The organism is Pseudomonas sp. Eth.TT006, from assembly GCF_054456575.1.
The window spans coordinates 179,023-193,228 of sequence record NZ_JBTJEN010000006.1 but is presented as its reverse complement, the minus strand read 5'-3'; the positions used below and the strand labels follow the sequence as shown (position 1 = coordinate 193,228).

The 14,206-nt window shown below is 60.6% G+C and carries 12 protein-coding genes; 4 read left to right on the top strand and 8 right to left on the bottom strand.

Annotation, left to right across the window (positions count from 1 at the left end):
• Positions 1-170: 170 nt before the first annotated feature.
• Both ACXR0M_RS12195 and ACXR0M_RS12190 read right to left on the bottom strand, forming a co-directional pair.
• Positions 171-719 (bottom strand): sugar ABC transporter ATPase, encoded by a 549-nt coding sequence (locus ACXR0M_RS12195; RefSeq protein ID WP_458832103.1) that lies wholly within the window; start codon positions 717-719, stop codon positions 171-173.
• Between the two features lie 169 nt (positions 720-888).
• On the bottom strand, positions 889-1,662 hold the full coding sequence (locus ACXR0M_RS12190) for a sulfite exporter TauE/SafE family protein (protein ID WP_458832102.1): 774 nt from the start codon (positions 1,660-1,662) through the stop codon (positions 889-891).
• 100 nt (positions 1,663-1,762) lie between these two features.
• Between ACXR0M_RS12190 and ACXR0M_RS12185 the strand changes: the two genes are divergently transcribed.
• From ACXR0M_RS12185 to leuA, 4 genes are all read left to right on the top strand, one after another.
• On the top strand, positions 1,763-2,704 hold the full coding sequence (locus ACXR0M_RS12185; RefSeq protein WP_458832101.1) for a LysR family transcriptional regulator: 942 nt from the start codon (positions 1,763-1,765) through the stop codon (positions 2,702-2,704).
• A gap of 89 nt (positions 2,705-2,793) precedes the next feature.
• Positions 2,794-4,173, top strand: a complete 1,380-nt coding sequence (xseA, locus tag ACXR0M_RS12180) for an exodeoxyribonuclease VII large subunit (protein WP_458832100.1) — start codon at positions 2,794-2,796, stop codon at positions 4,171-4,173.
• A 3-nt stretch (positions 4,174-4,176) separates the two neighbouring features.
• Positions 4,177-5,001, top strand: coding sequence for a peptidoglycan DD-metalloendopeptidase family protein (locus ACXR0M_RS12175; RefSeq protein ID WP_007964447.1), 825 nt, complete (start codon positions 4,177-4,179; stop codon positions 4,999-5,001).
• Between the two features lie 477 nt (positions 5,002-5,478).
• A complete protein-coding gene (gene leuA, locus ACXR0M_RS12170; protein WP_027612129.1) occupies positions 5,479-7,158 on the top strand; it encodes a 2-isopropylmalate synthase in 1,680 nt (559 codons plus the stop codon).
• 141 nt (positions 7,159-7,299) lie between these two features.
• Here the strand turns inward: leuA and ACXR0M_RS12165 are convergent, their stop codons facing one another.
• From ACXR0M_RS12165 to hisS, 6 genes are all read right to left on the bottom strand, one after another.
• Complete coding sequence (locus tag ACXR0M_RS12165) at positions 7,300-8,091, bottom strand: amidohydrolase (RefSeq protein WP_458832099.1); 792 nt, start codon at positions 8,089-8,091, stop codon at positions 7,300-7,302.
• Positions 8,079-9,227 (bottom strand): pyridoxal phosphate-dependent aminotransferase, encoded by a 1,149-nt coding sequence (locus tag ACXR0M_RS12160; protein ID WP_458832098.1) that lies wholly within the window; start codon positions 9,225-9,227, stop codon positions 8,079-8,081. Before ACXR0M_RS12160 ends, ACXR0M_RS12165 begins: the two co-directional genes overlap by 13 nt.
• Positions 9,228-9,392: 165 nt before the next feature.
• Positions 9,393-10,865 carry a ribosome biogenesis GTPase Der gene (gene der, locus ACXR0M_RS12155; protein WP_458832097.1) on the bottom strand — a complete coding sequence of 491 codons (1,473 nt, stop codon included), beginning with the start codon at positions 10,863-10,865 and terminating at the stop codon, positions 9,393-9,395.
• A 213-nt stretch (positions 10,866-11,078) separates the two neighbouring features.
• Positions 11,079-12,230 (bottom strand): outer membrane protein assembly factor BamB, encoded by a 1,152-nt coding sequence (gene bamB, locus ACXR0M_RS12150; RefSeq protein ID WP_458832096.1) that lies wholly within the window; start codon positions 12,228-12,230, stop codon positions 11,079-11,081.
• The gene (locus ACXR0M_RS12145; protein ID WP_458832095.1) at positions 12,223-12,864 is read right to left on the bottom strand and encodes a YfgM family protein; all 642 of its coding nucleotides are present in this window, start codon (positions 12,862-12,864) and stop codon (positions 12,223-12,225) included. The genes bamB and ACXR0M_RS12145 overlap by 8 nt, the downstream gene beginning before the upstream one ends.
• 41 nt (positions 12,865-12,905) lie before the next feature.
• Complete coding sequence (gene hisS, locus ACXR0M_RS12140) at positions 12,906-14,195, bottom strand: histidine--tRNA ligase (RefSeq protein WP_458832094.1); 1,290 nt, start codon at positions 14,193-14,195, stop codon at positions 12,906-12,908.
• Between the last annotated feature and the right edge of the window lie 11 nt (positions 14,196-14,206).

The following is a 14,206-nucleotide window of genomic DNA, read 5'->3' as shown; positions in this document are numbered from 1 at the left end:
GGAAGCGCGCCATTATAGTCAGACACCCCCTGCTGTTCAATGTAAAACTCAGCTTAATTGATGTACGGAAAACCCTGCTTTCTGTAGGAGCTGCCGCAGGCTGCGATCTTTTGATGTTGTTTTTACAGGCAAGATCAAAAGATCGCAGCCTGCGGCAGCTCCTACAGTGGTCAGAGTTCGACTTTCACCCAGCTGACAGGCTGGTCGAGCCAATCGGCGAACTCGTCGATAAAGCTCTGTTTGAACCCGGCTTCCAGCCAGTTGTTGAAGATAAAGCCGAGGTTGGAAAACGCGCATTCCTGCAGAAACAGGAAGCCGTTGATGTCGTCTTCATGCCCGCATTCCGGGCAAGTGAAGTTGTCGGTGCGCCCGGGCATCCAGTCTTCCAGGCTTTCGAACAGCGCTTCGCCGACTTCACGGCGGCACTCGGCGCACCCGGCTTCTTCGAGAAAGCCTTTGGCCGGGGTGTAGATGCAGCGCTTGGTGACAATCTCCAGACCGTTGATCGGTTCACCAAATGGCAACGCTTGCGGATGCAGAACCACAGCGCGCGCACCATCGGCAATTGCGTAAGCCATGCGATTGCCGGTGCGGCCACAGGTGCTCAGCTCTTCCTTGATGATGTTCTTGCGCACCAGCCAGCGCACAATCGCCCGCGCCCGGGGTTCGTGGACCGGCAGGGTGGAGATTTTCGGGACGATGATGCTTTGCGAGTTCATGGAAAGTCCTGCGGTATGGCTTCTGACGCCTTCGCGAGCAAGCTCGCTCCCACAGGGTTCTCTGGTGACACAACATGTGTGACCACCGAGTCCCCTGTGGGAGCGGGCTTGCCCGCGAAGGCGCCCTAAAGGCCGGCAGCTTAATCCCTGACAGAATGCGGTCAAGTGCTCACGCCATACTAATAATGTAGCGCCCGATCAAGGCAACCCCGCTCGCCAGCACCAGCCACGTCACCAGTCGCACAAACGCCTCGCGCGACATACGCATGGTCAAGTGGCGCCCGATCCACAGCCCCAGCGCCATCGCCGGCAACAGACAAACCGCCAGCATCAACAAGGGTAGTTCGGCATACACGCCCGCGACGGCGAACAGACTCAAACGCACCACCGTGCTGCAACTGATCAGCGCACTTTGCGTGGCTCGGGCCGCATCCTTGGGCAGCCGACTGTTGAGATAAATCGCATACAAAAAGCCGCCACTGCCAAATAGCGCACCGAACAATCCACCTACCGTGCCCATCGGCACCGCCCACGCTGCCGACAATTGCGCTGGCCGCGCCTTCACCCACAGGCTGTAAACCGCATAAGCGCTGATGAACAGCCCCATCAACAGCAGCAACAGATCGGACTTGAGGTTGAGCAGGAAAATCACCCCCAACGTGCAGCCCAGCGCCATGCACGGCAGCAGCCGCAACAACTCCGGTTTGGCCACGTCCCGCCGCGACGGCAGCAGGTTGCCGAATGCCGCGACGAAATCCAGCAGCACCAGCAACGGCACGATTTTCGACAGCGGCATGAACAGAATCAGAATCGGCCCGGCTACCAGCGCCGTACCGAATCCGGCGATGCCGAAAACGATGTAGGCCAGCGCAATGCCCAGACCGATCACCGCCCAGCCGCCCGCGCCCCACGACCACTCGCTTAACAACCCCAGCACACTCATCAATTCGCTTCCTTAATAAGCCTGAGATGACTTTAGCCAGCGCCAAGCGTTGCGACTAATATGTTCAACGCCGCCCACTCATCTCGAAAAGGCATACCAGGTGCTCTCAACCCGTCAACTGCGCTACTTTGTGGAAATCGCCGAATGCGGCAGTTTCAGTGCCGCCGCGGAACGTCTGTTCATCGCGCAGTCGGCGCTGAGTCGGCAGATCAAGGACATGGAAACCCGTCTGCAAACGCCACTGTTCGAACGCACCGCACGTCAGCCCCGGCTCACGGCGGCTGGCGAAGCGTTTCTGCCGCGGGCCAGAAACCTGCTCAATGAATTGAATAAAGCCAGCGCGATGGCGACCGAAGTCGGCAACGGCCAACGGGGCACGTTGCGCCTGAGCCATTCCAGTACCGTGTCGATCAGCGGCCATTTACTAGCTCGGATAGGCACGTATCTGCAGCAGCAGAATGGCGTGTCGCTGGACATCGGCAAGCTGTCTTCAGAGGCGCAGCTTGAAGAACTGGCTGAGGGCCGTCTCGACATTGGCCTGTTGCGTCTGCCCGTGTTGCGCCAGCGTGAAGGCATTCAACTGCTGCCGTTATTCACCGAACGCCTGCTGTTGGCGGTGCCGAACGCACATCGCCTGGCCACTTCGGCAGCTGTCGAACTGGCACAATTGAAGGACGAAGCGTTTATCTCGATCCCGCATCCACAGCGTGGCGGGCTCAGCTATCTGTGCGCCGAGCTGTGCATGCGTCAGGGCTTTTTCCCCAAAGCCGCGCGGGTGATGTCGCGCAAGACCACGCAGTTGCAACTGATCCAGGCCGGATTCGGCATCGCCCTGCTGCCCGAATCGATGCAGGACATTGCGCCCGATGGCGTGAGTTTCCTGCCGCTGAGCGATGCCGACTGCCAAAGCACAGTCACCCTCGCCTACCGCCAAAACCCGACGCCATTGATTCAACACTTTATCCAGACCTTCACCAACATCCCCTGTGGGAGCGGGCTTGCTCACGAAAGCGGTGTGACAGACGATTCAGATAGCGACTGACACGGCGCCTTCGCGAGCAAGCCCGCTCCCACAAGGGAATTGTGGTGATTCATGGAGATTGATCAGCAAATGCCCTTAAACTGCGCCCCATGATTAAAGATCCCTTTTCAAGGCTCGGCCTTGACCGTGAAGTCCTGACCGTCAGCCAGCTCAACGGCCGTGCGCGGGTGTTGCTGGAAGACGTGTTCAGCAATATCTGGGTCGAAGGCGAAATCTCCAACCTCGCTCGTCCGGCGTCCGGCCACGTATATTTCACCCTCAAGGACAGCGGCGCGCAGGTGCGTTGCGCGCTGTTTCGCAACAATGCGGCGCGGGTGCGGCAGGCGCTGAAGGACGGTCTGGCGGTGAAGGTCCGCGGCAAGGTTTCGCTGTTCGAAGGCCGTGGCGACTATCAGCTGATTCTCGACACGGTGGAACCGGCCGGCGATGGCGCGCTGCGTCTGGCGTTCGATGCGCTCAAGGAAAAGCTCAGCGCCGAAGGCCTGTTCAGTGCCGAGCGCAAAGTGCCGCTGCCGGCGCATCCACAGCGCATTGGCATCATCAGTTCGCCGACTGGCGCGGTGATTCGCGACATCATCAGCGTGTTCCGCCGCCGGGCGCCGCAGGTGCAACTGACGCTGATCCCGACTGCCGTGCAAGGCCGCGAAGCCACGGCGCAGATCGTCCGCGCACTGAAACTGGCGGACGCCCGTGGCTTTGACGCATTGATCCTCGCCCGGGGCGGCGGCTCGCTGGAAGACCTCTGGTGCTTCAACGAAGAAGCCGTGGCCCGTGCAGTCGATGCCTGCGTCACGCCGATCGTCAGCGCCGTCGGGCATGAAACCGATGTGTCGATCAGTGACTTTGTCGCCGACGTCCGCGCGCCAACCCCTTCCGCCGCGGCCGAATTGCTCGCCCCGGATTCGAGTCACCTGATCCGTCAGGTCGAAAGCCTGCATCGTCGTCTGGTGATGCGCATGCGCGACCGTTTGATGCGCGATCGTCTGCGCCTGGAAGGTATGGCGCGCCGTCTGCGTCATCCCGGCGAGCGTCTGCGTCAGCAGGCTCAGCGTCTGGATGACCTCGACATGCGCATGCGCCGCGCCTTCGAGCGTCAGCTCAATACCCGTCGCGAACGCCTGATCCGTCTGGAAACCCGCCTCGCCGGGCAACATCCGGGACGCCAACTGGCGATGCTGCGTCAGCGCCTGGACAGCCTTGCCGAGCGTTTGCCGCGAGCCATGCGTGAAGGCCTGAAAAGCCGTCGCCTGCAATTGCACAGTCAGATGCAGACGCTGCATGTGGTCAGCCCGCTAGCGACCCTCGGCCGTGGCTACAGCATTCTGTTGGATGAGCGCGGCCATGCGATCCGCAACGCCGCGCAAACCCATACCGGACAGCGCCTCAAGGCCAGGCTCGGCGAAGGCGAACTGCAAGTGCGCGTCGAGGACAACCACCTGACGCCTGTCACCCTTTCTTTACTGGACTGATCCATGCCGCGTTTTTTCGCTCCGCTATTGTTGCTGTGCCTGACCACCTTCAACGCCCATGCCGACAGCTACATTACCCGCCTGCTGAACAAACCGGTGCCGGGCGGCGTCGCAGTGGTTGATCTGGGCAGCGCCGCGCAAGCGCCGAAAGCCACCTATCAGGGCAAACCGGTGCTGGTGGTCAAGGAACAGAACAACTGGCTGGCGATTGTCGGTGTGCCGCTGACGGTCAAACCCGGCAGCCAGCAGATCAGCAGCGGCGGACGCAATCTGCCGTTCACGGTCGGCAACAAGAAATACCCGGAACAACACATCACCCTGAAAAACACCCAGCAGGTCAACCCGAACCCGGCCAACCTCAAGCGCATCGAGGGCGAACTGGCCGAGCAGATCAAGGCGTACCGCAGCTTCAGCCCGAACACCCCGAGCAACCTGCTGCTGGACAAACCGGTCAACGGGCCGCTGTCGAGCAAGTTCGGTGTCCGCCGCTTCTTTAATGGCGAGGAACGCAACCCTCACGCCGGCCTCGACTTCGCGGTGCCGGCCGGTACGCCGATCAAGACTCCGGCAGCGGGCAAGGTGATTCTGACCGGCAACTACTTCTTCAATGGCAACACGGTGTTCGTCGACCATGGGCAAGGCTTTATCAGCATGTTCTGCCACATGTCGAAAATCGATGTGAAGGTCGGCGATCAACTGGCCCGAGGTGCGGTGGTCGGCAAAGTTGGTTCGACCGGCCGCGCGACCGGGCCGCACATGCACTGGAACATCAGCCTGAACGATGCGCGGGTGGATCCGGCGATCTTTATTGGCGCGTTTCAGCCTTAAGACAGTTGATGGGCTAATGGCCCCTTCGCGAGCAAGCCCGCTCCCACAGTAATCAGCGTCGTGCACAAATCTTGTGTACACCCTGGAAACCTGTGGGAGCGAGCTTGCTCGCGAAGGCGGCCTATAAAGCACATTCATTTACTGAATTGCTACAAACCTCAATTGCGCCCCAATCAAACCCCGCGCAAAAATCCGAAAGATCGCATACCAAAAGCACAATAAAATCTCGCAAAACCGCGCTTTTCGGGTATTCCTCTCAATTTTTTTCGACTGCTTGCCATCCTTTCCCCTCGCGGTTAGGGTTGAAGCCATGAAAACCTCTCACACCCTTATTCAGCTTCGCCAGCACCGCAGTCTGTGCCTCGTCAGCGCACGACTGCCGGGCTGAATCGCTGCGCCTCGTCCCACGCTTTTCCAAGAACTTTTGTTCCACCGGCAGGCCGCCTCTTTTCGGCCCAGACAATAAGGAATTTCCCGATGAGCATGCTCAAAGACCCGTCTTCGAAATACCGCGCGTTTCCCGTCATCAACTTGCCGGATCGCACCTGGCCGTCGAAAACCATCGACGCCGCGCCGATCTGGTGCAGCTCCGACTTGCGTGATGGCAACCAGTCGCTGATCGAGCCGATGGACGCGGTGAAAAAGCTGCGCTTCTGGAAAACGCTGGTGCAAGTCGGCGTGAAGGAAATCGAAGCCTCGTTCCCGGCCGCTTCGCAAACCGACTTCGACTTCGTGCGCACCCTGATCGAAGAAGGCCACATCCCGGACGACACCACCATTCAGGTGCTGACCCAGGGCCGTGAAGACCTGATCGAGCGCACTTTCGAATCCCTGCGCGGGGCGAAGAAAGCCATCGTGCACCTGTACAACGCCACCTCGCCGTCTTTCCGGCGCATCGTCTTCAACCAGGACAAGGACGGCATCAAGGCCATCGCGGTCAACGCGGCCAAGTTGTTCGTCAAATACGCAGCGATGCAGCCGGACACCGAGTGGACCTTCGAATATTCGCCGGAAACCTTCAGCGCCACCGAGCTGGAGTTTGCCAAGGAAGTCTGTGACGCGGTGATCGAGGTCTGGAACCCGACGCCTGAGCACAAGATGATCCTCAACCTGCCGGCCACCGTTGAATGCGCAACGCCGAACGTCTACGCCGACCAGATCGAATGGTTCGGCCGCAACATCAACCGTCGTGACAGCGTGATCATCAGCCTGCACACACACAACGACCGTGGCACCGGCGTCGCCGCCACCGAGCTGGGCCTGATGGCTGGCGCGGATCGCGTCGAAGGTTGCCTGTTCGGCAACGGCGAGCGTACCGGTAACGTCGACCTGGTCACCGTGGCCCTGAACATGTACACCCAGGGTGTCGACCCTGAGCTGGACTTCTCCGACATCGACGGCGTGCGCAAAGTCGTCGAAGAGTGCAACCAGATTCAGGTGCACCCGCGTCACCCGTACGTCGGCGACCTGGTTCACACCGCGTTCTCCGGCTCGCACCAGGACGCGATCCGCAAGGGCTTCGCCCAGCAGAAACCCGACACCCTGTGGGAAGTGCCGTACCTGCCGATCGACCCGGCCGACATCGGTCGCAGCTACGAGGCGGTAATCCGCGTCAACAGCCAGTCGGGCAAGGGCGGTATCGCTTACCTGCTGGAGCAGGAATACGGCATCAGTCTGCCGCGTCGCATGCAGATCGAGTTCAGCCAGGTCGTGCAGCGTGAAACCGATCGTCTGGGCCTGGAGATGACTGCCAAGCAGATCCATTCGTTGTTGATCAGCGAATACCTGCAAGCCAACACCCCGTACGCGCTGGTCAGCCATCGCCTGCAGGAAGAAAACGGCAACAGCGCCGTCGAAGTGGAAGTGGCGAGCAAGGGTCAGGGCGAAACCAATCTGCACTGGCGCGGCAAGGGCAACGGTGCGCTGGAAGCCCTGGTGGCCGGCCTGCCGATCCCGGTGGAAATCATGGACTACAACGAACACGCCATCGGCGCCGGGACCAACGCCAAGGCAGCGGCGTACATCGAGCTGCGGGTGAACGGTGAGCGTGCGGTGCACGGCGTCGGCATCGACGAAAACATCACCACTGCCAGCTTCAAGGCGTTGTTCAGTGCGCTGAACCGCTCGTTGAGCCAGCCTGAGGCGAAAGCGGCTTAAGCCTCCGTTGAAATGCAAAAGGCCCCGGAGTGCGAACTCCGGGGCCTTTTTTAAGATCAAAAGATCGCAGCCTTCGGCAGCTCCTACAGGATGTACGCCGTCCCAGTGTAGGAGCTGCCGCAGGCTGCGATCTTTTGCTTTTCAGGTGAACTCAAAGGTATCGGCATCCAGATTCGCCGGAAAACGCTCGCGATACGCCGCCAGTGGCGCCGCTTCCAGCACCACCTTGAACACCCCGTCCGCCTCCCCCGCTGCCAGCAGCGTCTCGCCCTGGAAGTCCAGAACCTGACTGTCACCGGTATAGGCGAAGCCCTTGCCGTCGGTGCCAATGCGATTCACCGCCGCCACATAGCACAGGTTTTCGATGGCCCGTGCCGGCAGCAGACGGTTCCAGTGCAAGCGCCGCGCGCCCGGCCAGTTGGCGGTGTACAGCAGCAGATCGGTGTCCTGGGCATCACGGCTCCACACCGGGAAGCGCAGGTCGTAGCAAATCAGCGGGCGGATCCGCCAGCCCTTGAGTTCGAACTGCACCTGACGCTCGCCGGGGGTGTAGTGATTGTGCTCGCCAGCCATGCGGAACAGGTGGCGCTTGTCGTAATGCCAGACCTCGCCGTCCGGGCGCGCCCACAACAAACGGTTGCGATGGCTGCCATCCGCCGCCTGAATGATCACGCTGCCGGTGATCACCGCATTCAGCTTCGCCGCCTGCGCTCTCAACCATTTACTGGTCGGGCCGTTTTCGGCTTCGGCGAGGGTCTCGGACTCCATGGAGAAGCCGGTGGTGAACATCTCCGGCAAGATGATCAGATCTGCGCCTCGGGCCTGCTCCAGCAACAGCTCGAAGTGCTCAAGGTTGGCCTGACGATCATGCCAGGCCAGGCTGGTCTGGATCAGCGCCAGATTGAGATCGGGCAACGCACTCAGATCACGCATAGTTTTGCCGCTGCCTCGCGCAGCGTCTCCTCGCGTTTGGCAAAGCACAGACGCACCAGGCGCTGGCCTGCGGGTGGATTCTGATAGAACACCGACACCGGGATGCTCGCCACGCCGTGTTCACGGGTCATCCACAGCGCCATCTCGACGTCGCTCAAGTCGGGCCGAATCTGCGAGTAATCGACCAGTTGGAAGTAGGTGCCGGTGACGCGGGTGAAGGTGAAGCGCGACTGCGCCAACAGATCGCAGAACAGGTCGCGCTTGGCCTGATAGAAACCCGGCAGTTCTTCAACGTGCTCCGGATGCTCGGCCATGTAATCGGCCAAGGCGTATTGCAGCGGCGTGACACCGCAGAAACTGACGTACTGGTGCACCTTGCGCAGCTCGGCGGTCAGCGCCGGCGGAGCGACCACGTAACCGGTCTTCCAGCCGGTGACGTGATAGGTCTTGCCGAACGAGCTGACCACGAAGGCGCGCTGATACAGCTCTTCATGGGCCAGCACGCTGACGTGCGGGACGCCGTCGAATACCAGATGTTCGTAGACTTCATCGCTGATCAGGTAGATGTCGCGACCACGGATCAACGCCGCCAGTTGATCCAGCTCGGCGCGGCTGATCAATGCGCCGCTCGGGTTGTGCGGGGTGTTGATGACGATCATTTTCGTGCGCGGACTCAGGGCCGCGGCGAGCTGGTCGAAATCGATGGAGAAATCGTTAGGGTTCAGTTGCACATGCACGCAACGACCGCCCGCCAACTCGGTGGCTGGCGCGTAGCTGTCGTAGCACGGATCGAACACGATCACTTCGTCGCCACTGTGGATAACTGCCTGAATCGCGCAGAAGATTGCCTGGGTCGCGCCCGGCGTCACCGTCACTTCACTGTCGGCATCGACCTTCACCCCATAACTACGGGCGATTTTCGCCGCGATCTGTTCGCGCAGGGCCGGCAGGCCGGTCATGGGCGAATACTGGTTATGGCCGCTGGCGATGTGCCGACCGACCGCGTCACGCAGGGATTGCGGACCGTCGAAATCAGGAAAACCCTGGGACAGGTTGATGGCTCCGGTCTGCGCCGCGAGCTGAGACATCTGCGTGAAAATAGTGATGCCGACATTCGGCAGCTTACTGGTGATCATCGGTAGCCCCTTGCAGGTGAGCTGCAAGTTTCAAGCGGCAAGCGGCAAGATTCAAGCGGCAAGTTACGAGTTCCAAGCTAAATTCACCGCCCACAAAAAAGGACTCCATACGGAGCCCTCTTTGTTTTTACTTGAAGCTTGCAGCTCACAGCTTGAAGCTGTTTTTTACTTCTTGTCGCGGCGCTTCTTGCTGGCTTTCTTGTTGTGCGACATCAAGCGACGCTTCTTGTTGACCTGGCGGTCGGTCAGTGTGTTCTTGTTGCCTTCGTACGGGTTCTCTCCGCCCTTGAACTCGATGCGGATCGGCGTACCGACCAGCTTGAGCACACGGCGGTAAGTGTTCTCCAGATAGCGCACGTACGACTTCGGCACTTTCTCGATCTGGTTACCGTGGATCACGATGATCGGCGGGTTCGCACCACCCAGGTGAGCGTAACGCAGCTTGATCCGGCGGCTGTTGACCATCGGCGGCTGGTGTTCGCTGACCGCGTCTTCGAGAATCTGCGTCAGACGGCTGGTCGGCCAGCGGGTGACCGCGGACTTGAACGAGTTCTGCACCGAAGCGTAGAGGTTGCCCACGCCAGTACCGTGCAATGCCGAGATAAAGTGGATGTCGGCGTAATCAACGAAGAACAACCGACGCTGCAGCTCGACTTTGACGAAGTCGCGCTCGCTTGGCGTCATGCCGTCCCATTTGTTGATCGCGATCACCAGCGCACGACCGGATTCGATCGCGAAGCCCAGCAGGTTGAGGTCGTGATCGACCACACCTTCGCGGGCGTCCATCACGAAGATCACCACGTTGGCGTCTTTGATCGCCTGCAGGGTTTTGACCACGGAGAATTTTTCGACTTCTTCGTGGATCTTGCCGCGCTTGCGCACACCGGCGGTGTCGATCAGCGTGTACTTCTCGTCGTTACGTTCGAACGGGATGTAAATACTGTCGCGGGTGGTGCCGGGCTGGTCATAGACGATTACCCGGTCTTCACCGAGCATGCGGTTGACCAGGGTCGACTTGCCAACGTTCGGGCGGCCGATGATGGCGATCTTGATCCCGTCTTTTTCGCTCGGGCCAGGAATGCGCTTGGCTTCCTCGCCTTCGGCGACGATCTCTTCCTCTTCGCCTTCCTGCGGCTCGTCTTCGTCACGCGGGAATTCGCTCAGTGCCGCTTCCAGCAACTGAGTGATACCACGGCCGTGAGCACCGGCGATCGGGATCGCGTGGCCCATGCCCAGCGGGGCGAATTCGGCGCGGGCCATTTCCGGGTCGATGTTGTCGACCTTGTTGGCAACCACGTGAGAACGCTTGTTACGCTTGCGCAAGTGCTCGGCGATCATCTGGTCGGCGGCGGTGAAACCGGCCTTGGCATCTACCAGGAACAGCACCACATCTGCTTCTTCGATGGCCAGCAGCGACTGCTCGGCCATTTTTTCGTCCATACCGTGTTCGTCACCGGAGATACCGCCGGTGTCGATCAGAATGTAGGAACGCCCTTGCCATTTGGCCTCACCGTACTGGCGATCACGGGTCAGACCGGACAAGTCGCCGACGATAGCGTCGCGCGTCCTGGTCAGGCGGTTGAACAAGGTGGACTTGCCGACGTTCGGTCGGCCCACCAGGGCGATTACGGGAACCATGCGGCTCTCCACTTCGTTATTTCAGAAAATACAAAAGCCGCTGCGAGGCAGCGGCTGGTGCTCGGGGCAACACTGTGGGAGCGGGCCTGCTCGCGAAAAACCGTAGCAGCACCGCGTTTATTCAGCCTGTACGCGTCATCGTTGACGCCCTTCGCGAGCAAGCTCGCTCCCACAAGTGAGGCTGCCTGGGGGTGTTAACCCCAAGCATAGTTGTTACTTGATGGTCAGGGCTTCCAGTTTGCCGCTGTTGCCATACACATAGATCGTGTTGCCCACCACCAGCGGACGGGCACGCAGGCCGTCACTGTCGATACGCTCACGACCTACAAAACGACCGTCCACCTGGCTCAGCAGGTGCAGGTAACCTTCCATGTCACCAACGGCGACGTAGCTGGAAAACACTTCCGGTGCCGACAGTTGACGGCGGGCCAGCGAGTCGTTGCTCCATAGCGCGGTGGTGGAACGCTCGTCGACGCCTTCAACGGTGCCCGAAGACAGGCTTACGTAAACACTGCCGAAACCTTGAGCAACACCGGCGTAGCTCGACGCATCGCGCTGCCAGAGTTGACGACCGCTCTGCAGATCGAGTGCCGCAACACGGCCCTGATAGCTGGCGACGTACAGGGTTTCGCCGGACAGCAGCAGACCGCCGTCGATGTCGACCACGCGCTCCAGTTCCGAACGACCGGTTGGAATCGCGACCCGTTGCTCCCACACCGGCACGCCGTTGGAAATGTCCAGGGCAACCACTTTACCGGTCGACAGACCCGCCACCGCGAGGCGGTTGGTCACGACTGGCGCGCTGGTGCCGCGCAGGGTCAGTACCGCAGGGGTGCTGTCGTAGGTCCAGCGACGGTTGCCGGTGGCAGCGTCGAGGCCGATCAGACGATCGTCCTGAGTCTGCACCACCACCACGTCACCGTTGTTGGCCGGTGGCGCGAGGACTTCGCTGGATACCCGGGCGCGCCACTTCTCTTCACCGTTGATGGCGTCGAGGGCAACGATTTCACCCTTGAGGGTACCGATCGTGACCAGACCGTAACCCACGCCCACGGCGCCGGAGACAGGCAGTTCCAGATCCTTTTTCCACTTCACGTCGCCATTGCTGCGATCCATGGCCATCAGCACGCCGGTCACGTCGGCTGCGTAGATGGTGTCACCATCGATCGCCGGTACCAGCATGTTGTAGGTTTCGCCCTGACCGTCACCGATCGAACGGCTCCACTGCTTTTGCAGGACCACTTCTTCTTTGAAGTCGGTCAGCTCGGCCGGTGGCAGTTCTTTTTTGCTGTTGCTGCTGCAACCCGCGGCCAGAATGGCCAGAGCCAGCAATGCTGCATGCTTCCAACGGATCACGTCACGCATCCCCTTTGGCCAGGTCGTCGAGCTTGATTTGAAGGCCGCCGACTGCCGCTTCATCCGACAGTGCCGCCTTGGCTTTTTGATACGCCGCGTTCGCTTCGTCAGTGCGGCCCAGCTGTACCAGCAGGTCGCCCTTGAGTTCTTCGCGAGTGGCCAGGAACGCCTTGTCGGCATCGCCGTCGAGCAGTTTCAGGGCTTCATCGGCCTTGTTCTGCGCGCCCAGCACCTGCGCCAGACGCTGACGGGCGATTTCGCCCAGCGCCGGGTTGGCCGGTTTGGCAACGATGGCCTTCAGTTCGGTCGCGGCGTCGTCCAGCTTGCCGCTGTCGACTGCCACTTTGGCCACGAACAGGCTGCCGTATTGTGCGTACGCGCTGCCGCCGAATTCGCTGTTGAGCTTGCCGGCCAGATCCGCAACGCGCGCGGCGTCAGGCTTGCCATCCGGGGTCAGCGTGGTTTCCAGCAATTGCTGGTAGAGCACCGAGGCGCCTTGCGACTGGTTGCTCTGATACTTGTGAAAAGCCTGCCAGCCGAACACGATGACCAGCGCCAACAGGCCGCCGGTGACCAGAGGTTTGCCGTTGCGTGTCCACCAGTCCTTCAAATCCGCCAACTGTTCGTCTTCGGTACTCGACACCCCAATACTCCTTAATCGCTAAATCGGCTGTTTGGACAGCTTCAACCCTGCACGACGCAGGTGGCCAGGTGAGCGGCAAGCGCATCCCAGGCAATGCTTTGTTGTTCGCCCTGGCCACGCAGGGGTTTGAAACCTACCACTTGCTGGGCCATTTCGTCGTCACCCAGGATCAGTGCGTACAACGCACCGCTCTTGTCGGCTTTCTTGAACTGGCTTTTGAAGCTGCCGGCGCCGGCATTGACTTGCAGGCGCAGGTTTGGAAGCTGGTCACGCACGCGCTCGGCCAAGGCCAGACCGGCCAGTTCGGCCTGCTCGCCAAAGGCGCAGAGATAGACGTCGACCTGACGGGAGATTTCTTCCGGGACCTGCTCCAGGGTTTCGAGCATCAACACCAGACGTTCGATGCCCATGGCGAAACCCACGCCGGTGGTCGGCTTGCCGCCCATCTGCTCGACCAGACCGTCGTAACGACCGCCCGCGCAGACGGTGCCCTGGGCGCCGAGCTTGTCGGTGACCCATTCGAATACGGTTTTGCTGTAGTAGTCGAGGCCGCGCACCAGTTTCGGGTTGAGCACGTAAGGAATACCAACGGCATCCAGACGCGCCTTCAGACCTTCGAAGTGGGCACGGGACTCGTCGTCCAGGTAGTCGGCCATTTTCGGCGCATCGACCAGTACCGCCTGAGTGTCGGCATTTTTCGTGTCGAGCACGCGCAGCGGGTTGGTTTTCAGGCGACGCTGGCTGTCTTCGTCGAGCTTGTCGTGGTGCGCCGAGAGGAACTCGACCAGCGCGTCACGATAGCGGCCACGGGATTCGCTGGTGCCCAGGCTGTTGAGCTCGAGCTTGACCGCATCACGGATCCCCAGCTCGCCCCACAGGCGCCAGGTCAGGATGATCAGCTCGGCGTCGATGTCCGGACCGTCGAGATTGAACACTTCCAGACCGATCTGGTGGAACTGGCGATAACGGCCTTTCTGCGGACGCTCGTGGCGGAACATCGGGCCGATGTACCAGAGTTTCTGCACCTGGCCACCGCCAGTGATGCCGTGCTCGAGCACCGCACGCACACACGCCGCGGTACCTTCCGGACGCAGGGTCAGGGAGTCGCCGTTGCGGTCTTCGAAGGTGTACATCTCTTTTTCGACGATGTCGGTCACTTCACCGATCGAGCGCTTGAACAGCTCGGTGAATTCGACGATCGGCATGCGGATCTGTTTGTAACCGTAGTTATCCAGCAGACGCGCGACAGTGCCTTCGAGATAGCGCCACAGCGGCGTCTGTTCGGGCAGGATGTCGTTCATGCCACGAATGGCTTGCAGAGACTTGCTCACGTTAAATCCTT